The 24,723-nt window shown below is 75.7% G+C and carries 7 protein-coding genes; 3 read left to right on the top strand and 4 right to left on the bottom strand.

What is annotated here, in order from left to right:
- The first annotated feature begins 11 nt into the window (after positions 1-11).
- Positions 12-1,427, top strand: a complete 1,416-nt coding sequence (locus tag ACH01S_RS22660; RefSeq protein ID WP_067894778.1) for a serine/threonine-protein kinase — start codon at positions 12-14, stop codon at positions 1,425-1,427.
- Here ACH01S_RS22660 and ACH01S_RS22655 read toward each other — a convergent pair.
- A complete protein-coding gene (locus ACH01S_RS22655; RefSeq protein ID WP_067894775.1) occupies positions 1,409-3,277 on the bottom strand; it encodes a sensor histidine kinase in 1,869 nt (622 codons plus the stop codon). The genes ACH01S_RS22660 and ACH01S_RS22655 overlap by 19 nt on opposite strands.
- A gap of 445 nt (positions 3,278-3,722) precedes the next feature.
- On the bottom strand, positions 3,723-3,914 hold the full coding sequence (locus ACH01S_RS45440; RefSeq protein ID WP_218010357.1) for a hypothetical protein: 192 nt from the start codon (positions 3,912-3,914) through the stop codon (positions 3,723-3,725).
- Between the two features lie 112 nt (positions 3,915-4,026).
- Here ACH01S_RS45440 and ACH01S_RS22650 point away from each other — a divergent pair, with 112 nt between their 5' ends.
- Together ACH01S_RS22650 and ACH01S_RS22645 are read left to right on the top strand one after the other, a co-directional pair.
- The gene (locus tag ACH01S_RS22650; protein WP_218010356.1) at positions 4,027-11,565 is read left to right on the top strand and encodes a SpvB/TcaC N-terminal domain-containing protein; all 7,539 of its coding nucleotides are present in this window, start codon (positions 4,027-4,029) and stop codon (positions 11,563-11,565) included.
- Between the two features lie 11 nt (positions 11,566-11,576).
- Positions 11,577-21,635 (top strand): Tc toxin subunit A-related protein, encoded by a 10,059-nt coding sequence (locus ACH01S_RS22645; protein ID WP_067894772.1) that lies wholly within the window; start codon positions 11,577-11,579, stop codon positions 21,633-21,635.
- A 1-nt stretch (position 21,636) separates the two neighbouring features.
- Here ACH01S_RS22645 and ACH01S_RS22640 read toward each other — a convergent pair whose 3' ends face one another.
- Positions 21,637-22,449, bottom strand: a complete 813-nt coding sequence (locus tag ACH01S_RS22640; protein ID WP_067894769.1) for a class I SAM-dependent methyltransferase — start codon at positions 22,447-22,449, stop codon at positions 21,637-21,639.
- Between the two features lie 34 nt (positions 22,450-22,483).
- A complete protein-coding gene (locus ACH01S_RS22635) occupies positions 22,484-24,532 on the bottom strand; it encodes a phosphocholine-specific phospholipase C (RefSeq protein ID WP_067894766.1) in 2,049 nt (682 codons plus the stop codon).
- Positions 24,533-24,723 lie beyond the last annotated feature (191 nt).

Here is a 24,723-nt window from a genome sequence, read left to right as displayed (position 1 = left end):
GAGGAGCCCCGATGACGACGATCCCCCTGAACACGGACGCGTACGCGGACGGTCCGCCGGGCCGCGCCACGCCGCTCGCGCCGGGCGACCCCCGCTGGTTCGGCGAGTTCCGCACCACCGGCCTCCTCGGCGAGGGCGGCATGGGACGGGTCTACGCCGGGCGCGCCCGCGACGGGCGGCCGGTCGCGATCAAGGCGATCCGCGCGGAGCTGGCGCGGGACGAGGAGTTCCGCGCCCGGTTCCGGCGCGAGGCGGAGAGCGCGAAGAGGGTCCCCCCGTACGCGACCGCCGAGGTGCTCGCCGCCGACCCGGACGCGCCCGTCCCCTACCTGGTCACCGAGTACATCGACGGCCCCACCCTGCACGCGCTCGTCGCGGACGGCGGTCCGCTGCGCGGCGCCGAGCTGCACCAGCTGGCGGTCGCGGTGGCGACGGCGCTGAAGGGCGTCCACGGGGCGGGGATCATGCACCGCGACCTCAAGCCCGGGAACGTGCTGCTGTCCAGGTTCGGGCCCCGGGTGATCGACTTCGGCATCGCGCGGACGCCGGACGCCACCCGCATGACCGGCAAGGGCCAGGCCGTGGGCACGCCCTCCTACATGGCCCCCGAGCAGCTCCGCAACGACCCGCGCCCGGCGTCCGACGTCTTCGCGTGGGGCGGGGTGATCGTGTTCGCGGCGACCGGGCGCCGGCCCTTCGACGGCGACACCCTGCAGCGCATGGTCGGGCAGATCATGAACGAGGAGCCCGACCTCGGCGGGCTGCCGGGGAGCCTGCGCGCCGCCGTCGCCGCCGCGATGCGCAAGGACCCGGACGCCCGTCCGACCGCCGCGCGCCTGCTGGAGATGCTGGACGCCGCCCACGACGCCGCCCCTCCCCCGGCCCGCGCTCCGGCCCGCCGGGCGTTCCGCGCTCCGGACCGCCGTGCCGCCGAGCCGACCACGACCGACACGACCGCCGTCTCGCAGGTTCCGGACGAGTACCGGACGGCGCCCCGCGTCCCGGCGAAGCGGCGGGGAAGGCGGCGCGGAAGCGCCCGCCTCCTGTGGGCGCTGCTGATCCCGCTCGTTCTGGCGGGCGGCCTGTTCGCCTGGACGCACCGGCCCGCCGGGGACCCGGTCGTAACCGCCGTGGACGTCAAGGTCGACCCCTCGCGTCCCGGCTGCGGGGACGAGGTCGACGTCACCGGCGCGCTCACGACCGACGGCAAGCCCGGCCGGATCTCCTACCAGTGGTGGCGCAGCGACGAGGACGCGCCCGAGCCGCCCCTCCGCCAGTCCGTGGACGAGGGCCGCACCCGGACGACCGTCCACCTCCTCTGGAAGGTCCACGGGAAGGGGCGGCACAGGTTCACCGCGACGCTGACCGTCCTCGGCGACCACGCGATCCAGGACAGCGCGTCCTTCACCTACTCCTGCGCGAGCTGATCCCCCTCCGGTACAGCGTCCCTCGGCGGGGCGTCCGGGTCGCGCGCGAAGCGGCCGGGGCAGGGGATCACGACGGTCAGGACGGTCCCCTCGCCCGGTTCGGAGCGCAGGTCGAGGACGCCGTCGACGGCGGCCACCCGGTCGCGGAGCCCGGCGAGGCCCGAGCCGGGGCGGGCGGCGGCCCCGCCCGTCCCGTCGTCGGCGACGCGGACGGTCACCCGCCCGTCCGCGAGGTCGGCGGTGACGTCCACCCGGTCCGCGCCGGCGTGCCGCAGCGCGTTGGTCAGCGCCTCGCTGACGACGAAGTACGCGGTGAGCGCGATCGGCTGCGGCAGGTCGCGGAGCGCGCGTTCCATGTGCAGCCGGACGGGCCCGTCCGCGCGCCGGACCAGCTCGCGCAGCGCGGCCCGCAGCCCCCCGGTGGTCAGCACCGCCGGGTGGATGCCCCGGGACAGCTCGCGCAGCGACCGGAGCGCGGCGCGCAGCCGCGCCTCCGCCTCGTCGAGCGCCTTGTCGAGGTCGGCGCGGCGCGCGGCCGGGACGGTCCGGGCGGCGGCCGCGCGCACCCGGGCGAGCTCCAGCCCGACCCAGACGAGCTGCGGCTGCGCCCCGTCGTGCAGGTCGCGCTGGAGCCGGTGGCGGGCGGCGTCCTCGGCCGCGACGATCCGCGCGAGCAGCGCCCGGACCTGGGCGAGGTGCGCCCGCGCCGTCACCTGCAGCCGCGTGTTCTCAAGGACGAGCCGGGTCGCCTCGGTCACCGCCTCCAGCAGCCGGGGCTCGGCGTGCAGCGACGGGTCGTGGCTCAGCACCGCGACCGGGTCGGCCGGGTCGCCGATCACGGTGATCGCGGCGCCGTCGCCCGGGCCGGGCAGTTCGGCGGGCGTGCCGTCCGCGCTGACGTGGCCGCCGTCCAGGGGGAACGCGATCCGCAGGCCGGGGTCGTGCAGGGTGGCGGCGAGCTTGGCCTCCAGGAGGTCCGGCGGCAGCTCGGCGATCTCGCGGACGAGGTCCGACACGCGCGCCTCGTCCAGCCGCTCGCGCAGCAGGCCCATGAAGAACGCCGCCGGGATGGAGGCGACCGCGACGAACTGAGCCACCGCGAGCGTCCCGTCGAACACGGGGTAGGAGAACCACGGCAGGAGCGCGCCCTGCACGCTCACCAGCGTCCACAGCCCGGCCGTGACGATCATCGCGACGGTGGGGAAGGCGAGCACCCGCCGCTCCCGCCAGCCCGCGGGCCGGTACCGCCGGACGATCACCGCCCCGCCGACCACCGCCAGCACCCCGCCGCCCGCCGACAGCGCGAGCCCGGCGACGTTGGCGAGGCCGGGGTCGTGGACCGGGGTGAGGGGCGCGCACACGTCGCGGCACCGGCCGTCCGGCCGCGGCATGCCGAACAGCGCGATGACGACGGCGTTGACCGCGCCGAACGCGTAGCCCCCGGCGACCACGCGCCGTCCGGCGGCGTCCCGCAGCCGGCCGGTCGGGTAGGCGAGGAAGACGTGCGCGCCGAGCGGGAGCTGGAACGCGTTCAGCCAGGACGACACCGCCACGAGCAGCCGCAGCGCCGCGGATCCGGAGACGAGCGCGAACGCGGCGGGCGCGGTGCAGCCGAGCAGCAGCCCGAGCGAGAGCATCAGGGTGCCCATGGGACGCCCTGGGCGCACCCGCACGACGAGGAACCCGGCCAGCAGCCACGCCCCGATCTGTGCCAGCTCCTTGGTGTAGAAGAGCGGGCCGAACGTCCCCCAGCGGACGGCGAGCCCGGCGTCGGCCGCGACCAGGGCCGCGCCCGCCGCGAACAGCGCCCGGTGGCCCGGGCGTACGGAGTCGTCGCCGTGTTCGTCCACGCCGCACCATTCTGGACAGCCACGATGCCGGAACAGCCGAATTCCGGGCGAAATCCATTGATAACGCCACGGGAGCCGCACCCAGCGTAACAGCAGGAGAACTCGGCGTTTCGCGATTCCTCCCGTTCCCGGCGGCCGGATTCGGCAACCGGCAAAGGGCCGGAGCCGGTCCGCCATTCGACCGGGATCTGGATCTTCGGCGCGCTGACCAGCGCCGGTCGCACCGGCGCCACACCTCGGACAAATCGGTTATTCATAGCAAACAAGGCACAGCCCACCACGATCGATCACCTTCCACCGATCTACCCGGACTTTGCCGCGTCGTGATTCTTTCCTGGAACGGCCATATGCGGACACGAACCGACCCAAAAATCCCGGTCACAAATTACAGCCGCTCTGCTTTGCTGTTACACGGACGGTCAAGGGTCGGTCGGCCAGCAGATCGTTATTGGTGCGCGCTGACGCGTCGGCCGAGCACGCCGCCGCCCAGCGCCCTGTCCGCGCGGGGGTCGGCGATGATGCCGTGGCAGACCAGTCCGAACGGGGCCGATCCGAGGGAATCCGGGACGAGCCGCACCGGGACGGCCGCACCGTCCAGCACACCTTCCAGCACGCCGTCCACCACTCCGCCCGCCACTCAGCCCGCCACTCAGCCCGCCACTCAGCCCGGCGCGTCGTCGGCGTCGTCGTCCGGCGCGCCGCAGGCGCCGGTGCTCTCCGTGCCGAAGGGCGGCGGGGCGGTCCGCGACATGGGCGAGATGTTCGCCGCCAACCCCGCCAACGGGTCCGGGACGCTGACGGTGCCCGTCCCCGCCAGCCCGGGGCGGCAGGGTTTCGGCCCGTCGCTCGCGCTCGGCTACGACTCCGGCACCGGCGGCGGCGTGTTCGGGCTCGGCTGGCACCTCGACGTCCCGGCCGTCACCCGGCGGACCGACCGGGGCGTCCCCCGCTACCGCGACCACGGCCCGCCCGCCGACGAGGACACCTTCCACCTCGTCGGCGGCGACGACCTCGTCCCCGTCCCCGGGACGCGGCGGGCGCGGCGCGCGGGCCGCGACTACACCGTCCGCCGGTACCGCCCCCGGACCGACCACGCGTTCTCCCGGATCGAGCGCTGGACGGACGAGACCCCCGGCCCGACCCAGGGCGACATCCACTGGCGCATCACCGACCGCGAGAACGTCACCACCGTCCTCGGCCGCGCGCCCGCCGACCGGATCGCCGACCCGTCCGACCCGTCCCGCGTCTTCACCTGGCTGGCCGACGCGAGCTTCGACGGGCGCGGCAACGCGATCCGCTACGAGTACAAGGCCGAGGACGCGGCGGGCGTCGACCTGGCCGCGCCGCACGAGCACGGCCGCTCCCCCGCCGCCCGCACGGCGGCGCGCCACCTCAAGCGCGTCCGCTACGGCAACCTGGCGCCACAGGGCCCGGACGACGCGCCGCGTCCCGGCGGATGGATGTTCGAGCTCGTCCTCGACTACGGGGAGCACGGCGACGGAGGCGCGGAGGAGCGTTCCTGGACGTGCCGCCCCGACCCGTTCTCGACCTACCGCTCCGGGTTCGAGGTCCGCACGTACCGGCTCTGCCGCCGCATCATGCTGCTGCACCACTTCCCGGACGAGCCGGGGACGGGCGCCGACTGCCTCGTCCAGTCGCTCGACCTGGTTTACGACGTGCAGCGGCCGTCCGGGCTGTCCACGCTGGCGTCGGTGACCAGGCGCGGGTTCCGCCGCGCGCCGGACGGGACGCGGGTGTCCCGCGCCATGCCCCCGATCGAGTTCGGCTACGCGCCCGCGCTGGTCGACCGCGAGGTGCGAAGCCTGGACGGCGTCGAGAACCTCCCCGCCGGGCTCACCTCCCCCGCCTACCGCTGGACGGACCTCGACGGCGAGGGGCTGCCGGGCGTCCTCACCGAGCAGGCCGGGGAGCTGTTCTACAAGCCCAACCTCGGCTCCGGCCGGTTCGGCCCGACCCGTCCCGTCGGGACGCGGCCCGTGCCGTCCGGCCTGGGCGGCGGGCGGCGCGAGCTGCTCGACCTCGACGGCGACGGCAACCTCGACCTGGTCGCCTTCGACGGCCCGGTCCCGGGGTTCAGCGAGCGCGCCGACGGCGCCTGGACGCCGTGGCGGACGTTCCCGTCCCGTCCCGTCCTCGACTGGCAGGACGCGCGCACCCGGCTGGTGGACCTCTCCGGCGACGGCCTCGCCGACGTCCTCGTCCTCGGCGACGACGACCTCACCTGGTACCGGTCGCTGGGCGAGGACGGCTTCGACGAGGCGGCCCGGCCCGCCCCGCCTCCGCTGGGCCCGTCCCGCGCCGACGCGTGGATCCGGACGGGCGACCCCGCCGAAAGCGTCCAGTTCGCCGACATGACCGGGGACGGTCTGGCCGACCTGGTCCGCATCAGGCGCGGCGAGGTGAGCTACTGGCCGAGCCTCGGGCACGGGCGGTTCGGCCGCCGCGTCGTGATGGACGGCGGCCCCCTCCCCGCGGGCCCCGACGAGTTCGACGTCCGCCGGGTGGTCCTCGCCGACGTGGACGGGTCCGGCACGAGCGACCTGATCTACCTCGGCGCGGACGGCGTGCGCATGTACGCGAACCGGTCGGGCAACGGATGGGCGCCCGCCGGGGAGCTGCCCGTCCGGTTCCCGCACGTCGACTCGGCGGTCCAGGTCAGCGCGATCGACCTGCTCGGCACCGGGACGCTGTGCCTCGTCTGGTCGTCGCCGCTCCCGGACGACGCCTCAGCGCCGCTGCGGTACGTCGACCTGATGCGCGCGGGCAAGCCGTACCTGCTCACCCGGATGCGCAACAACCTGGGGGCCGAGACGTCGGTCCGCTACACGACGTCCACGAAGTTCTACGCGGCGGACCGGGCGGCCGGGCGGCCGTGGCCCACGAAGGTCCCGTTCCCCGTCCACGTGGTGGAGGAGGTGGAGGCCCGCGACGCCGTCTCGCGGAACGTGTTCACCACCCGGTACGCCTACCACGACGGCCACTACGACGGCGTCGAGCGCGAGTTCGGCGGGTTCGGGGTGGTCGAGCAGTGGGACACGCAGGAGATCGGCGCACTGGCCGCGTCCGCCGCGAACCACGACCCGGCGACGTTCCTCGCGCCCGTCCTCACCCGGTCGTGGTTCCACACCGGGGCGCCGGGCGGGGACACGACAGGGAACACGGCGCGGGTCGTGGCGCGCGACCCCGGGCACGCGGGCACGCGCCCGGCGCGGCTCACCCCGGACGAGGAGCGGCAGGCCGCCCGCGTCCTGCGCGGCAGCCTGCTGCGCCAGGAGACCTACGGCCTCGACGGCACGCCCGCGAGCGCCCGGCCGTACGCCGTCACCGAGCACGCGTACACGGTGGAGCTGCGGCAGGCGGGCCGCGGCTCCCCGCGCGAGGACGGCTTCCTTCCCGCCGTCTTCACGTCCTACCGGTCCGGGTCGCACGAGGAGCACCACGAGCGGGCCCTCTTCACGGTGGACGGGCGCGAGGTCCCCGACCCGCGCGTCACCGACGACTTCGTCCTCGACGTCGACGAGTTCGGCGACGTCCTGCGGACGGTCGCGATCGCCTACGGGCGGCGGTTCCCCGACCCCGACCCGGTCCTGACCGCCGCCGACCGCGCCGAGCAGGCGCGCACCCGCGTCGTGGTCACCGAAAGCGAATACACCGAGGCGGTCGACACCGGGACCGCGTACCGGACGCCGATGCAGTGCGAGAAGCGCTCCGCGGAGGTCGTCGGCCTGCGCCCGTCCGGGCGGAGGTTCGGCGCGGACGAGATCCGGGACGCGCTCGACCGCGTCACCGTCGAACTGCCCGTCACGGCGTGGGACGACGAGGGCGCGTCCGGTCCCGCCCGGCGGCTGCTGGAGCTGGAGCGGTCGGTGTTCTCGCGCGACGACCTGAGCGGCCCGCTGCCGTTCGGCGCGCTGGAACCGCTCGCCCTGCCCTACGAGACGCTCCGGCAGGTGCTCACCGACGAGCTGGTCGACGCCGAGTACGGCGGCCTGGTGGACGCGGCCCGGCTGGCGTCCGCCGGGTACGTGCGGGAGGACGGGGCCTGGTGGTCGCCGTCCGGACGCGTCCTGTTCGCGCCCGAGGACGGCGGCCCGGCCGCGGAGCACTTCTACCTCCCGCACGGCTTCGTCGATCCGTTCGGCGCGCGGACCCGGCTCCGCTACGACCGGTACGACCTGCTCGTCCTGTCCTCCACGGACGCGGTCGGCAACGTCGTCAGCGTCGGGGCGCGCGACGGCGACCGCGTCCTGCCGGGCGGCTACGACTACCGGGTGCTCCAGCCCGCGGTCACCTGCGACGCCAACGGCAACCTGTCCGAGGCCGTCCACGACGCGCTCGGACGGCTCACCGCGATCGCCGTGCGCGGCAAGCCGGGCGACGCCCGCGACGACCTCGGCGACACGGTCGACGGGCTCGACCCCGACCCGGACGAGGCCGACGTCCTCGCCTACTTCGCCGACCCGCACGCGCCCGGCCTCGCCGAACGCCTGCTCGGCCGGGCGACCAGCCGCACCCTCTTCGACCCGGGCGCGTTCCACCGCACGCGCGGCGACGCGGAGCCGCGCCCGCCCGCGACGGCGGTCCTGTCCCGGGCCGACCACGTGGCGACGGGCCGCCCCGCCGACCCGCAGCACCTGATCACCTATTCGGACGGCAGCGGGCGCGAGGCCCAGCACAAGGCGCAGGCCGAGCCCGGAGCCGACGGCCGCCCGCGCTGGAGCGGCACCGGCTGGACGATCTACAACAACAAGGGCCTCCCGGTCCGCGAGTACGAGCCGTTCTTCAGCCCCACCCCCGCGTTCGAGTTCGCCCGCGTGACCGGGGTGAGCGCGATCGTGTTCTACGACCCGATCGGCCGGCCCGTCGTCACGCTGCACCCGGACGGCGGCTACGGCAAGGTCGTCTTCGACCCGTGGCGGCTCGCCACCTGGGACGCCAACGACACGGTCGCGCTGCGCCCGGACGCCGACCCCGACGCCCGCGGCCTCGCCGGGCGCTACCTCGCCGGGCTCGACGCCGCCGGGACCCCGTGGCGGACCTGGTACGAGGCGCGCGCCGGCGGCGGCCTCGGGGCGGCCGAGCGGGACGCGGCGACGCAAACCCTCGCGCACGCGGGCACCCCGTCCCGCGCCTGGGCGGACGCGCTCGGCCGGTCGTTCCTGACCGTCCGGCACGACCGGGGCGCGGACGGCGCGGCGGGCGACCGGTTCGACCGGACGCTCGTCCGGCTGGACGTGCAGGGCCGCACCCGGGAGGTCCGCGACCCGCTCGGCCGGGCCGTCAGCCGGATGGGCTACGACCTCGCGGGCGGGCTGGTCCGGCACGCCGCGATCGACAGCGGGCCGGGGCACGTGCTGCACGACGTGCTCGGCGCGCCGTGCGGGTCCTGGTCGGCGCGCGGCTACGCGCTGCGCACCGAGTACGACCCGCTGCACCGCCCGACCCGGTCGTTCGTGACCGGGCCCGGCATCGAGGGCGAGCGGGAGCACCAGCGCGCCGAGTACGGGGAGGACGTCCCGGACGCCGCCGCCCGCAACCTGCGCACCCGCGTCCACCGGACGTTCGACGGGGCGGGCGTCGTCACGAACGACCGCTACGACGCGGACGGGAACCTCGCCGAGGCGACGCGGCAGGTCGCCCGCGACTTCCGCGGGCACCCCGACTGGGCGGGCCCGGTCGACCTGGAGCCGGAGCGGTACACGGGGCGGTCGGTGTTCGACGCGCGGGGGCGTCCCGTCCGCGTCACCACGCCGGACGGCGCGACGATCATCGCGTCCTACAACCCGGCGGGCCTGCTCGAACGGCTGGACGCGCGGCCGTCCGGCGGGGACACCGTCCCTGTCGTGACCGGGATCGAGTACAACGCGCGCGGGCAGCGCGTCGCCGTCGAGCACGGCAACGGGACGCGCACCGACTACGCCTACGACCCGTTCACGTTCCTGCTGCGCGGCATCGTCACCGTCCGGGACGGCGAGCGGCTGCAGGACCTGCGGCACGTGTACGACCCGTCCGGGAACGTGACGGCCGTCCAGGACGAGTCGCAGCAGACGCTGTTCTTCCGCAACCGGGTCGTCCGCCCGGGCGGGCGGTACCGGTACGACGCGCTGTACCGGCTGGCCGAGGCGACCGGGCGCGAGCACCTCGCGCGGGCCGACGGCGTCCGCCCGCCGGGCCCGCGCCGGGGCGGGCCGCCGCCGCACCACCCGCACGACGGCGGCGCGATGAGCCGGTACACCGAGCGGTACGCCTACGACCCGGTCGGGAACCTCCTCGCCATCGTCCACGCGGTGGCCGACTCCGCCACGCCCGGCTGGACCCGGACCTACCGCTACGACCGGGAGAGCCTCCTCGAACCCGGCGTCGCCGGGAACCGGGTCGGGTCGGTCGACGGCGAGCGCTTCGACCACGACCCGCAGGGCAACGTCACCGCGCTGCCGGGCCTCGCCTTCCTCGGCTGGGACCCGGAGGACCGCCTGCACGTCACCGCGCACCGCCCGCCGCGCCCGGACACCGGCGAGGCGGACGCGGGCGGGCTCGGCGAGGCGACGTGGTCGTGCTACGACTCGTCCGGCGCCCGGATCCGGAAGGTGACCGACCGGCCGGGCCCGGACGGCGAGCGGATCCGCGTCCGCGAGCGCCTCTACCTCGGCCCGTTCGAGGTGTTCCGCGAGTACGCGCCGGACGGCGGGGTCACCGTGGAGCGGACGACCCTCCACGTCCTGGACGAGGACCGCCGCGTCGCGCTCGTCGAGCGGCGGACACGCGGCGCCGACAGGGGCCCGGAGCTGCTCGTCCGGCACCAGTTCGACGACCACCTCGGCTCGCCGACGCTGGAGCTCGACCAGCGCGGACGCGTCCTCACGCGCGAGGAGTTCCACCCGTACGGGAGCACGGCCTCCGAGTCGGCGGCGCGCGGCGCGCGGGCCGCGCCGAAGCGGTACCGCTTCACCGGGCGCGAACGCGACCGGGAGAGCGGCCTGCAGTACCACGGCGCCCGCTACTACGCGCCCTGGCTCGCCCGCTGGACCAGCCCCGACCCGGCGGGGACGAAGGAGTCGCTGTCCCCGTACGTCTACGTCGCGGCGAACCCGGTCCGGCTCGCGGACCCGTCCGGGCACGAGGGCGTCGAGCCGCGCCAGCTCAACCTGGCCGAGACGCTCAAGCAGGAGGTCGTCGCGACCCGCTCCGGACGCGGCATCAGCCAGGCCCTGCGCCGCGACCTCCAGGCCATGTGGGAGTGGTGGGGCGGGCACGGCAAGGTCGACGCCGGGCACGTCGGCAAGGCGCAGTGGGAGCTGCGCGCGGGCGAGCGCGGGCTCGTCGCCGCGCAGCCGCTCGCGGAGAACCGGTCGCTGGGCGTCCTCGAACGGGCGCGGGCGGGCGCGGCGCGGGCCCTCGGGAAGTTCGCCCGCAACGCCGCGGGCGTGGACGAGGGCGCGTCCGCCGGGGCGCGCTTCGGCCGGGCCGTCCGCGCCGCCTGGCGGGACGACGCCTCGTTCAGGAGCTTCCTCAAGACGTGGAAGTCGAGCGCGGGCGCGTCCGGGACGGCGGCGACGGCCGCCGCCGAGACGGGCGGCGCGGCGGCCGGCGCGGCGGCGGCCGCCGAGACCGGGACGCTGGCCGAGTCGGGCGCGCAGTTGAGCCTGTCCTTCGGGGCGGCGGAGTCCACCGGGGTCCGGGTCGCGACGGAGACCGAGTCGGCCATCGCCGCGGCCCAGGCCGGGGCCAAGGTCAGGGTGGCGGACTCGGTGGTCAAGGCGGCGGAGGCGGTGGCCCCCGTCGCGGCGGAGGCGGCGCCGCTCGCCAAGGAGGTCGGCTGGGCCACGGCCGCGGCCAAGACCGGCGGCCGGGTGCTGCGCGCGGCGGCGCCCGCGCTCCGCGTGGTGGGGAAGGTCGCCGGGCCGCTGGCCCTGGCGGCGGGCATCCACCAGGCCGTCACCGCGAAGACGACGGCGGAGAAGGCGGACGCGTCGGTGGGCCTGTCCAGCGGCGTGCTCGGGCTGTCGGCCAACCCGGCCACGGGCGTCGCGGCGGCGGCCGTCGTCGCGGGCGGCTACGTCGGCGGGAAGGTCGAGGCCGCCGTGGCCGAGGCCGGCGGTGGCCGCGGGGCGAGCGTCACCGCGGGCACCCTCGCGGGCGCCGCGACGGGCGCCGCGATCGGCGCCGCCGTCGGCTCCGTCGTGCCCGGCCTCGGCACCGCCGCCGGCGCGGTCGTCGGAGGCGTCGCGGGCGCCGTCGGCGGATTCATCAAGTCGTACTGGAAGTAGGGGGAGGACCCATGCCCACTCTCATCGTCGTGAGGCTGCGCCCCACCAGGCCGGTGAGCGGCGAGGCGTTCACGTCCGCGCTCTCGGGGCTGACCGTCGAGGCGTTCGACCTCGGCTTCGACTCGACCGCCGAGGGCAGGCCGCTCGGCTCGGCGACCGGCGTGTTCACCTCGGTGTCGGTCGCCGACCTCGGCGTGGACCTCACCCAGACGGCGATCGTCCAGCACTACGTCGACACCGGCGGGTCCCCGACGATCCCGCCGACCATACGCAAACCCGCCGCAGCGGCGACGGCCGTCATCGTGGTCGATCCGCCGCCCACCGGCCCGGAGTACCCGACCGGCACGTCCTTCGACCTCCGGTTGAAGCTCACCCGCGACGGCGCCCCGATCGCCGACCGGCGGATCGACTTCAACGCCGCCGTCACGACCGTGGGCGCGCTGCCCGTCCTGCTGACCGACGTGGTGGGGCTCCCGCCGAGCGCGTACGCGGTGCTGCCCGCCGCCGCGTCCGGCGCGGGCGGGCACCTGGACCTGCCGGCGGACGGCACCCCGCCGGACTTCGCGTCCCTGGTCAAGGCCGTGAACGCGGTGCTGGCGCTCGACCCGGCGGACGGCCGCACCATCGCGCGGCGCACGACGCTCAGCGGCGCCCAGGCGAAGCACGTCGCGGCGGAGATCGAATGGGACCGGAAGATCCACCCGGCGCCGCCCGAGCCGCGCCCGCTCGCGCAGATGTACACCACCCCGCAGCCGGACGCCGCCGTCGACGCGGACCGCGCCGACAACGACCGCCGCCGGTTCGAGGCCGAGCTCGACGGCTACTACGCGACCCACGACGGGAACGCGCTGCGGCTCAGCGGCTACGTGTACGCGGTCTGGGCCGCGATGATGTGCGAGCGGCTCAGCACGGGCGAGAACCTCACCGGCCCGGGCCCCGCCCAGGGGCCGGTGGACGGGGCCCGCGCCGCGCTGCTGACCCTGCCGCTGCCGCGCGGCGCCGGGGACGGCACGACCCTGCGGCACGTCTCGGTCACGCTCACCGGCGACCCGGCGCACTCGGTGCTCGACCCGCCGTTCGTCGTCCCGGCGGCCTACTTCTACGCGCTCGGCGCGCAGCTCCCCCCGCAGGTGGACGTGGCGCAGCGGTTCGCGATGGCGAGCGCCGACGCCGAGTCCAAGGTGCTCGTGACGATCGAGACGGCGATCGAGGCGGGCGTGGTCGGCGCCGCCGAGCCGCCCGCGACCGGCTCGGGCGGGCCGGGCGGCGCGCTCGTCCCGGCGCAGGCGGCCCGGCGGCTGCGGGCGATCGGGCAGGCCGCGGCGCCCGCGCCGGAGGTCGCGGTGGACGCGGCGGTCCGCCCGCTCGTCGCGGCGTGGCTCGCGCACACCGGCCCGACCGCGACGATCGACGCCGACTTCTGGGCGCCCGCGACGGCGTCCGGGCCGGGCGCGGCCGCCTACCTGAGCCTGCTCCTGCACGCCGTGACCGGCGGCTTCGCGCCGCTCATCGCGGCGGTCACCACCGACCTCGGGGTGACCACGGCGGCCGGGCTGCGGGCGGTCACCGAGGACCGGTGGCGCGCGCTGTTCCTGCCGCCGGGCGCCGCGCCGCGCCTCGACCTGCTGCCGCCGTTCACCGAGGCGGGCACGGCCAGCACGCCCGAGGACAGGGTCGAGGCGTTCCTGCGGCATCTGCGGCAGTTCCTGACCGTCCCGTTCGCCACGGCGGCGGGCGAGACGCCGGAGGGGGAGTCGCCGTCCGCGCTGCCCCGGCCGCGGCCGAACGTCTTCGCCGCGTTCGAGTCGGCGTACTCGGCGCACGGCGGCGGCACGTACACGCCGGGCGCGCCGCGCGACCCGGACGCGACGGCGGCGGCCGCCTTCGACGTGTTCCCCGGCGACCCGCACGCCCGGGCGTGGCTGCTCGCGGCGCTCGACGCGATCGACGCGCTGCACGCGCTGACCGCGTTCGCCGCGCCCGGGCAGCCGCACGCGGAGCTGCGGTTCTCGCTGATGGAGGCGCTGTACTCGCGCGGTTTCAGCACGGTCGCGGCGGTCGCCGCGCTCACCCCGGACGCGTTCGAGCACGCGCTGGAGGGGACGGTCGCCCACCCGTTCGCGTCCGAGATCCGGGAGGCGGCGGGCGGGCCGGGCGGCGAGCCGGGCGGCGAGGACCTGTTCTCCCCCGTCAACCCCGGGACGCTCACCGACTGCCTGCCGCCCGAGCACCTGTCCCCGTTCGGGCTGGTCGCGTATGTGAGCGAGCTGCTGCGGCTGTCGGCGGCGAGCACCTGCGCGGACCCGTTCCCGGCGGAGGAGGCGGCGCGGCTCGGCGACCTGCTCGCGGACCGGCGCGGGACGCTCGGCGGGCTGTGCGCGTCGGCGGCGAACCTGGCGACGCCCGTCCCGTCCGGCGACCTCGTGAACGAGAGCCTGGAGCACCTCGCGGCGGCGGTGGCGGCGGGCGGGACGCCGTCCGGCGTCGTGTTCGACACGGCGGCCGAGGAGGTCGGCGGGCACCCGATCGGCGGCCCGGCCGGGCACGACGCGGGCACGCTGCTCGCGGCCGTGCCGGAGCACTCGGCGCCGTCCGCGCCGCTGCCCGCCGCCTACGCCGCGCTGCGGGCCGAGCCCGGGGCGCCGCCGCTCCCCTACGACCAGGGGATCGACACCGTCCGCTCCTACCTGCGGGCGGCGGGCACGAGCCGGTACGAGGTCATGCGCCGGTTCCGGAGGCGGATCACCGAGTTCGCGCTCGACCCGGCCCACGAGCCGGACGGCTTCGCCGCCCACCGCTGGCGGTACCCGGTCCGGCTGGAGACGGCGCTCGAATACCTGTGCCTGACCGCGCACGAGTACGCGATGTTCTTCGCGGGCACGCCCGGCGAGGAGCCGTCCGGGGAGGTCCCGGCGGGGTGGCGGCTCTACGGGTTCCCGCGCGCCACCGCCGGGCGGACGCACTGGTCGCGGATCGCCGCGCGGCTTCCCGAGCTCCTCGCCCGCACCGGCCTGGAGTACTGCGAGCTCGCCGAGCTGCAGCGGAGCGGGATCGCCCCGTTCGACGTGGTGAAGATCGCGCGGCGCCGCCGGGAGGAGGGCGACGGCCGCCTCCCGGACTGCCCGCCGTGCGACCCGGAGGAGTACCGGGCCCGGTTCCCCGGCGAGGGCGACGCCGACCGGGCGGCGGCGCTCGTCCGGCTGATGCTGGTCGTGCGGCTGTGGCGGGCACTGCGCGCGCGGTGCGGCGGCGGCCTGTCGTTCCAGACGCTCGCGGACGTCGACGCCGTCCTGCACCTGTTCACCTCGGGCGGCGCGGTGAACCCCGACTTCCCGCGCCAGCTCGCCGCGCTGCTCATGCTGTGCGACGACCTGCGCCTGCCGCTCGGCGGCGGCGACGAGTCGGGGCCGCTCGGCCGCGTCCCGCTGCTCGCCCTCTGGGCGGATGACGCCACCCCCCGCGAACGGGAGCGCGCCGTCGGCCTCCTCCTGGACGGCGTCGAGGAGACCGCCGAACGCGCCGACCCGGCCCTGGAGGCCACCCCCGAACTCACCAAGATCATCGAGGCGAACCTGGACCCGCTGTCGGTGCTGGCGGGCTTCGACCCGGAGACCCCGTCCGACACCTGGCACTCGCGGCCCGCCGCGACCCTGCGGTTCGCCGAGGTGCTGCTGAAGGTGTACCTGTCCCCGTTCACGGTCGGGGAGCTGCTGTTCCTGTTCACGACCGGCGACCACCTCGACGGCGACGACCCGTTCCCGCTCCAGGACCGCAACGAGGCCGCCGACGACCCGCTCGCGCTGGGCGACACCGAGCCGTTCGACGGGCAGGGCCCGCACTCGCTCTGGACGCTCCGCGACGCCCTCGGCGAGGTCGCGGTCACCGAGGAGGAGGCCGCGTCCTGGCCCTGGACGCGGATCGCCGCGTCGCTGCGCGCCGACTTCGGGTACACCGCGCCGACCGGCGTCCCCGACCCGCTCGACCTGCTCGGCCGCCGCTTCTTCGCCGCCGAGCTGCGCCGCCGCGGCATCCCGGTGAGCGCCGCCGAGACCCGGTTCGCGGTGCCGCTGGCCGCCGCCGACACCTCGCCGGACATGTGGGCGGGCGGTCCGCCGGAGGGCGGCTTCGCCTACGACCGCGCCGCCGAGGAGCTGTACTGCCTGCTGCCGCTGCGGGACGCCGACGTCCTCGAACGGCTGCTGCGGACGCGCCCGCTCAACCCGGTCGAGCGGCGCGCGGTCCGCGACCTGTACTTCGCGCCGCGCGCCGCGTGGGCGCCGTTCGCCGCGCTGTTCGAGAACCCGGTGCGGGCGATCGAGTCGCTCGTCCAGGAAGGGGACGACGACTCGCGGTTCGCGCTGTTCCAGAAGGCGTACGCGCTGTTCGTGCGGCGCGCGCACGTCGCCGCCGGGCATCTCGCGCGGCACGTCGCCGCCGCGACCGGCGGCGACTCCGAGGGCGCGGACGAGGCGGCGTGGCTGGTCCTGCGCGGCCTGTGGGCCGACGAGAACTTCGGCCTGACCCCCTGGGAGGACGACTCCGGCGCCCCGCCGGACGTCACCTGGCCGTCGCGTCCGGGCGCGGGCGCGTTCGCCGCGCTGCTCGGCCTGCGCGGCACCGGCCTGGTCGGCGAGTTCCGTCCCGACGAGCCCCGCGCGGCCTTGCGCTGGCGGGAGGTGCGCGGGCCGCTCGACCCGTTCGGGGACGTCCGGAACGCGGCGAACGCTCCGGTGCCGACCGTCCTCCCGGCGATGGACCTGGAGCTGACCGAGGAGCAGGAGCGGTACGTCAGCGTCCGGAACGGCCTCGCCCTGCTGGACGCGACCGGCGAGCCGCTCGGCGGCGCGGAGCCGTTCACGGCGCGCTGGGAGGGCGTCCTGCTGGTGGAGCACGGGGGCACGTACCGCTTCCACGCGGGCCACGAACCAGACCGCGACGAGCACGGGGACTGGTGCGAGGGACGGCGCTGGCGCGTCGTCCTGCGCCGCGGGCAGCGGGTGTGGACCGTCCTCAACCACGGGCTGCCCGGCGACGAGGCGCCCGGCCACCGGTCGGGGCCGCTGCGGCTGCGGCGCGGCGCGTACGAGATCACGATCGAGGCCGAGCAGGACAGGCCCCGGTTCGCGAGCCGCGCCGACACCGGGGCCGCGCGCACCGGGTTCCGGTTCGCCTACGCGGGCCCCGACACCGGCGACGCGGTCGCCGCCCTCCCGTTCGACCGGCTGTTCCGCCCGGCGAAGGACGCGACGCTCGGCGACGGCGTCGTCCGCAACCCCACCCTGGACGCGGCCGGGCAGGCGTTCTCCCCCATCCGCCCCGGCGAGAACGCCGCCGCATGGCTGGACGGCCTCTACACGAGCAGCCTGCGCGACATCCGGCGCACCTACCAGCGCGCGTTCAAGGCGCTGCTGGTGGCGCGGCGGTTCGGGCTGTCCGCGCGGCCGGCGGTGGGATACCGGCAGTCCGAGCTCGGGTACCTGCTCGCGCACGGCGCGACGTTCGCGGGCACATCCCACCCCAGGACCGGGGCCGCGTCGTTCGGCACGCACCGCGCCTGGCTCTCCACCGACCTGCTGCCCGTCGGCGACCCGTACCTCACCGACGCCGTCGCCGACCAGCGCGCCCACCCCGGGCGCCCCCGGCAGGCCGCCCTCTTCGACGTGTGGGAACGCCTCTACGACTACTGCGGCCTGCGGCGCGACACCCGGGCGGCGCGCGAGCGCCCCGCCTGGATCCTGTTCGCCGAGGTGACCGAGCAGCAGCCGGACGACCCGGTCAACATGCTGCGGTACCTCGGCGTCGACGCCCGGCACGCGCCCCTCGTCAGCGCGTACCTCGACGTCCCGCCCGCCCCGTACCGGCTCGGCCCGCACGACCTGGAGGACGAGCGCTGGGCGATCCGCGCCTGGCTCGCCTCCCGGCTCCTGGACCGGATCACCGGGCATCTCGTCCCGCGCGACATCGCTGCCGCCCACCCCTACCTGTGGACGGCCGACGACCCGGCCGCGGCGGTCGGGACGCCGCCCCGGCCCGGCGTCGCCGACCTCGTCCGGTTCGTCGAGGACGCCTTCATCGAGAACGGACGGCCGCGCCGCTACACCGACCTCCAGCGCCTGAACGACGGGCTGCGCGAGCGCGCCCGCCACGCCCTGCTCGCCTACCTGTGCGGTCCGGGACGGTTCGTCGCCGCGCCCGGCGACCTGTCCGACCTGCTCCTCCAGGACGTCGAGGCGGGCCCCGGCCAGCGCGTCACCCGGATCGAGGACGGCGCGGCCGCTGTGCAGGCGTTCGTGCAGCGCGCGCTGCTCGGCCTCGAACCGTCCCTCACCATCCCCTACGGGCTGCGCAAGCTGTGGCGGAACCGGTTCGCGACCTTCGCGCAGTGGCGCGCGTGCGCGCGGCGCGAGGCGTACCCGGAGAACTGGATCGAGTGGGACGACCTGCGCGAGGCGCGCCGGTCGGAGGCGTTCCGGATGCTGGACGCGCGGCTCCGCGAGGACGAGCTGACCGTCCCGGTCCCGGGCGGGCTGGCCTGGTGGCGCTCGTCCCGCCCGCCGGAGCACCCGTCGCTCACCCTCGTCCAGGACGCGGCGCTCGCCGTGGAGCGGCTGCTGGCGCCCGCGCCGGAGGGGCTCGGGCTGCTCGGCAGGCCGGCGCCGTCCGCGCAGCCGTCGTGGCTCGCGCCGATCACGCTGCCCGCCGCGACCGCGACCGGCGCCGCCGACGCGCCCGCGCGGGACGTCTCCACCGAGGTCGTCCCGGCCGCGCAGGGGCGGGAGCTGCCGCTGTGGCTGACGGCGGCGATGACGCTCGGCGCCGCGTTCGTCCGGGTCGCGGCGGCCGGGATCCCGCCCGCGTCGGCGCACCTCATGCCGTTCGGGCACGCCGCGGGCTGCTGCCGGGACTGCGCCGAGGACCGTCCCGAAGCCGGGATCGACGAGTACTACTTCTGGCTCGTCGCCGCCGCCGGGTACGACGACGCGGACGCGGCGCGGGACGCCGACGCCGGGGTCGTCGTCTCGACGCCGGAGCACCCGGCCGACCAGACGTCCGACTGGCACCGCCGCGACAGGCTGCCCGCCCTGCTGCTGTGGCCCCCGGCGCGGGTGGCGCACCTGCACTGGTGCCGGGTCCGGGACGGCCGGTTCGAGCCGCCCCGGCGCAGCGCCGAGGCGGTGCGGCTGCGCCCCGGCCGGGGCGCCGCGCGGCTCGTCTTCGAGGGCCGGACGGACGACGCCCTCCGCTTCTCCGTCCCCGACGCCGCGCCGCCGGTCGGCCACACCGACCCCACGCCGCCGGGCTTCCGCTACGACCTGCCGCTGGACGACGCGGTCGTCCTGCCCCTGGTCACGGCCCCGGACGCGCCCGCCGTCCCGCTGCCGGGCGGGATGGCCGCCTACCCCTACTTCACGATGCGCCCGCCGGGCGCGCCGCTGCTGCCGCTGTCGCCGTTCCCCGTCGCGGCGGCCGTGGCGGGCGCGCTGCGCGCGCACTGCCGCCACGAGGCGGCGCTCGCCTGGTACGGCCTCGCCCACCGGCCGCTGGACGCCGACAACACGTGGCGTCCGGGCGACTCCGACCCGGACGCGGTACGCCGCCGGGACGTCCTGCTGTCGTTCGCGGAGACGCTCGCCCAGGCCGCGGACGCCGCGTTCGCGCGCGGCGACCTGGAGAGCGCGCGCCAGGCCCGGGTCCTGCTCGACGCGCTGGCCCGGCTGCTCGGCCCGCCGCCGCGCCGGATCTCCGGCGAGCCGGGCGGCGCCCACGTCGGGCTCGCGGACTTCGAGCCGCGCCCCGCCCCGCTGAACCCCCGCCTGCTCGCCCTGTACGAGAGGGTCGGCGACCGGCTCGCGCTCGTCCGGCACGACATCGACGCGCACCGGCTGCGCCGCGGCCCGGACGTCACCGCCGACCCGGCCGACCCGTGCGCGGACGGCTGCGACGGCACGGCCTGCCACGGCCCGATCGGCCCGTACCGGTTCACCTACCTGATGCAGAAGGCGCTGGACCTCGCCGCCGAGGTCCGCGGGCTCGGCGCGAGCCTGCTCACCGCCTACGAGAAGGGGGACGCCGAGGCGCTCGCGTCGCTCCGCGCGGCGCACGAGCGGCAGCTCGCCGAGCTGGGCCTGCGGACGCGGCAGTTCCAGTGGCGCGAGGCCGACTGGCAGGTGCAGGCGCTGGAGAAGACGAAGCAGGGCGCGCTGACCCGGCTGGCCTACAACCAGGCGCTGCTCCGGGCGGGCAACAACGCGGGCGAACTCGGCTACGAGGCGATGACCGTGGTGTCGACGGCGTCGCGGATCGCGGGCAACGTGTCCGAGGCCGTCGCCCAGGGCATCGGCATGACGCCCGACTTCTGGCTCGGCGTCGCCGGGGTCATGGGGACCCCGCTCCAGTTCAACCAGTTCCCGCTGGGCAACAAGCTCGCGGCGGGGTTCAGCACGGCGGCGCGGATCCTCGCCCAGGTCGCGGAGAACGCCAACACGACCGGCGGCCTCAGCCTGACCGAGGGCGGCTGGCAGCGCCGCGAGGACGAGTGGCGCCACCAGGTCCAGGTGATCGGCGTCGAGCTGCAGCAGATCGAGCGGCAGATCCTCGCGGCCGAGCGGCACCGGGACACCGCGCTCCGCGACCTGGAGGTCCAGGAACGGCAGATCGAGAACGCCCGCGAGGTCCAGGACTACCTGCGCGACCGGTTCTCCAGCGCCGAGCTGTACCTGCACCTGCAGCGGGAGACGGCGGCGCTGCACCGGCGGCACTACGACCTCGCGCTGCGGCTCGCCCGGCGGGCGCGGCGGGCCTTCGTCCACGAGCGCGGCACCCCGGCGCCCGAGCTGCCCTCCCCCGGCTGGGACACGCTGCGCGAGGGGCTGCTCGCCGGTGACCGCCTGCACCTGGCGCTGCGCCGGATCGAGACGGCCTACATCGAGGAGAACTGCCGCGAATACGAGCTGGCCCGCCACCTGTCGCTGCGCGCCGAATTCCCGGCGGCGTTCCTCCAGCTCCAGCAGACCGGGTACTGCGAGATCGAGATCCCGGAATGGCTCCTCGACCTCGACCATCCCGGCCATTACATGCGGCGGATCAGGAACGTCACGCTGACGATCCCGTGCGTCGTCGGGCCGTACACGAGCGTCAACTGCCGCCTGACCCTGCTCAGCAGCCGGACGCGCGTCGACCCGTCCCTGCGCGGCGCGCCCGCGCCCTGCTGCGACGCGCCGGGCGCCCCGGCCGCGCGGGTCCCGTGCCGGTGCCCCGGCGGTGGGACGCCGCGCGCCTGCCCGTGCGCGTCCGGGGAGTGCTGCGCCTCGGGCGCCGTCGCGCCCTCGGGGTACGAGGCCGGGCCGGACGACCCGCGGATCGTCCACGCCTACGACGCGACCGAGGCCATCGCCACGTCCAGCGGGCAGAACGACTCGGGGATGTTCGAGCTGAACTTCCGCGACGAGCGCTACCTGCCGTTCGAGTTCCGCGGCGCGGTCAGCCGGTGGCGGGTCGAGCTGCCGCCGGAGGACAACCGGTTCCCGCTCGCCAGCGTCAGCGACGTCGTCATGCTGCTCAACTACACGTCACGGGAGGGCGGCGACGTGCTGCGCGCCGCCGCCCGCGCCGCCGCCGCGGACCGCCTCCCCGGCGCCGGGATCCGGCTCGTCGACGTCCGGCGGGACCTGCCCGACGACTGGTACCGGCTCCAGGCGCCGGGCCGCCGGCTGCCGCTGCGGCTGACCAGGGAGCTGTTCCCGTACGTCCCCGGCGGCTGCGACCTGCGCGTCACCCGGATCGAGCTGTTCGCGGAACTGGCCGAGCCGGGCTGCCGGTCCGTGGTGCCCGCGGTGTTCCACGCGCACCACGGGCACCGTCCGGACGAGCCGTGCTCCTGCTCCGGCGTCCCGGTCGACTGCGTGACGGGCGCGGAATGGCCGTGCCTCTTCCACGGCGCCGTCGACACCGACCTTCCGGTGCGGCCGCATCCGTCCGCCGAACTGGTCTTCCCGGACGTCCCGGACGGCATCACCGCCCTCCATCTCCTCTGCACCTACACGACCGAGCGGCATGCCACGACGCACTAGATCAGGGAGAGGGTTTCGCCGCCCGGAGCGAATACATCAGCGGTATCCGGGGGCGGCCTTCGGGAAGGCGGTAAATCGTGCCGTGCCGTTCCAGGGCGGTGAACCTCTGCCAGAGCGTGTAGTCGTGCTCGTGGAGGAACTCGATGCGGAGCCCGGCGGCGGCCAGGGCCGAGACGACCTCGCCCACCCCGTGGACGAACTCGACCGACCGGCTGTTCTGGACGGGCGTGTCCGGGTCGGCGTAGCTGCCGGTCTCGGGCTCGTCCCAGATCCGCGGGCCCTCGGCGAAGTAGTCGAGGGTGACCGTCCGCCCTTCCGCGTCGTCGAGCGTGTCGGCGAAGGGGTGGAACTCCGCGAGGTAGAGGAACCCGCCGGGGCGCAGCAGCGACGCGACGACACCGGCCCAGCGGCGGAGGTCGGGCAGCCAGCACAACGCGCCCAGGCCCGTGTAGACGATGTCGTAGGTCTCCCCGAGGGCGGTCTCCGCGTCGTAGACGTCGGACGCGACGAAACGCGCGGGAAGCTCCGCCTCCGCGGCCACCGCGCGGGCCGCCTCGATCGCCTTGCCGGAGAAGTCCAGCCCGGTGACCTCGGCGCCCCGGCGGGCCCAGGAGAGCGTGTCCAACCCGAAGTGGCACTGCAGATGGACGAGGCGGCGGCCCTGGACGTCGCCGACCTCGTCCAGTTCGAAGTCGCGCAGCGTCAGCTTGCCCGCCTTGAAGCCGGGCACGTCGTAGAAGTCGCTGGCGACGTGAATGGGGACCAGCTCGTCCCAGAGCGCCTTGTTGATGGTCTGGTGGTCGGGTTGGGTCATGGTGGCGAGAATAGGTTCCCGGCGGCTCCCGTCGTTAGCGAGTTTTGACGGCCGGGTCGGTGAGGCCGGGGCGGCCGGTCTCCAGGTGACCGGCCAGGCGGCGGACGAAGGCGGCGTCGGCGTCGCAGCCGACGGTCAGGTCGTACCAGTGCGAGCTGCGCGCGGTCGGGACCCGGTGGTTCGCGCGCCCGCCCGGCCGGACCCGGATCCTCTTCGGGCGGGCCCCGTGCCCGCCGCCCTGCCCGTCGCCGTATCCGTCGGCGATCGTGAACTCGACCGGCTTCGCGCTCCGGTTGGCCAGCGCCAGCCGGATCCAGTCGTTCTCGACGTGCGCTTCGACGGTGAGCGGGGTGCCGGTCCGTCCGGCGAAACGGCGGTGGAAGCCGTTCGGGCCGTAGGCGGAGACGTCGTAGTCCTCGCCGGTCCACGTCCCGGTGAGGGTGCGGCCGGGCTCGACCGTGTAGGTGCGCGGGTCCTGCCCGGCGGCGGTGACGTAGAAGCAGGCGCCCGCCCCGGTCCTGGCGGCGAACCTCAGGGTGACGCGGCCCGCCCCGACCGTGTCGGCGACGTCCAGGTCGTACGGCAGCGGACGGGTGTAGCGGCGGCCGCGCTCCTGCGCGAGCGGCTGCGCGGCGCCCGGAATCGCCGGGTAGAAGGTGGTGTGCCGGTCGTGGTCCGGCGGGAGGTAGCCGTCGGTGCCGGGCAGCCCGGCGGGCCGCGGCTGCGCGCGGGAGAAGTCGAACGCGCTGGTCAGGTCGCCGCAGACGGCACGGCGCCAGGGCGAGATGTTCGGTTCGCGCACCCCGAAGCGGCGCTCCATGAACTGGAGGATCGAGGTGTGGTCGAACGTCTGCGAGCACACCCAGCCGCCCTTGCTCCACGGCGAGACGACGAACGTCGGCACGCGCGGGCCGAGCCCGTACGGCCCGGCGACGTATCCGCCGCCGCCCGGAAAGTGCTCCGTGGAGGTGTCGGCGGTGGACGCGCTGGCGGTGCCGGGCAGCGGCGGGTACGGCGGGACGACGTGGTCGAAGAAGCCGTCGTTCTCGTCGTAGGTGATGATCAGCGCGGTCCGGCTCCAGACCTCTGGGTTCGCGGTCAGCGCGTCCAGGACGCGGGCGATGTACCAGGCGCCGTAGTTGGACGGCCAGTTGGAGTGCTCGCTGTACGCCTCCGGCGCGGCGATCCAGGAGATCTGCGGGAGCCGCCCCTTCCGCACGTCGTCCTCAAGAAGGGCGAAGTAGCCTTCGCCCTTGGCGGCCCTGGTGCCGGTGCGCGCCTTCTCGTAGAGCGGGTCGCCGGGACGGGCGTCGCGGTAATTGTCGAAGTAGAGCAGCGAGTTGTCGCCGTAGTTGCCGATGAACGCGTCGCCGGTCCAGCCCCACCCGCCGTTCGCGTCCAGGCCGGTCCCCTCGTCCTGGTAGACCTTCCAGGAGATGCCCGCCTTTTCCAGGCGCTCCGGGTAGGTGGTCCACCCGTATCCCTTTTCCTCGTTTCCGAGGACCGGACCACCGCCCGTCCCGTCGTTTCCAGTGTGGCCGGTGAGCAGGTAATAGCGGTTCGGGTCGGTGGCGCCGAGATAGGAGCAGTGGTAGGCGTCGCAGACGGTGAACGCGTCGGCCAGCGCGAAATGGAATGGAATGTCGCCCCGGTCGAGATAGGCCATCGTGTATTTCGACTTCGCCGCGATCCACCGGTCGTACCGGCCGCCCGCGAACGCCTGGTGCCCGTCGTTCCGGCCGTGCGGAAGGCCGTACAGGTAGCGCATTCCGAGGTCGTCGACCTCGGGGTGGAAGGGCAGGACGTCGGCCGTCCCGTCCGGCTGGTGGAAGATCGGCTTGCCGTCGGGCCGGACGACCGGCCGGGGGTCGCCGAGGCCGCGCACGCCGGAGAGCGTCCCGAGATAATGGTCGAACGAGCGGTTCTCCTGCATCAGGACGACGATGTGCTCCACGTCGCGGAGCGTGCCGGTGCGGCGGTCCGCCGGGATCTCGGCCGCCCTCGCGATGCTCTGGGGCAGCGCGGCGAGCGCCGTCGTCCCCCCGGCCAATTGCAGGAACCTCCGGCGACTGATCTCGCTCATACCGTGCCTTTCGGGGGCAAGACGGTTCGGTACGTCCGAATCCCGAAAGATCGTCGTGGCCGCCGATGGCGGGCGCGTATACGCGGCCGGAACGTCCGCCGAAGCTCTCCCGCCCACGGGTCGCGAACGAATCGGAGGTTTCCGGGTCCGGCCATCCGACCTGTATCAGAAATCACAATGTGTGCAGTGGC

This window comes from Actinomadura chibensis NBRC 106107, from assembly GCF_001552135.1.
Lineage (GTDB): Bacteria > Actinomycetota > Actinomycetes > Streptosporangiales > Streptosporangiaceae > Spirillospora > Spirillospora chibensis.
The sequence above is the reverse complement of the archived record's forward strand: the minus strand, read 5'-3'. Positions and strand labels throughout refer to the sequence as shown.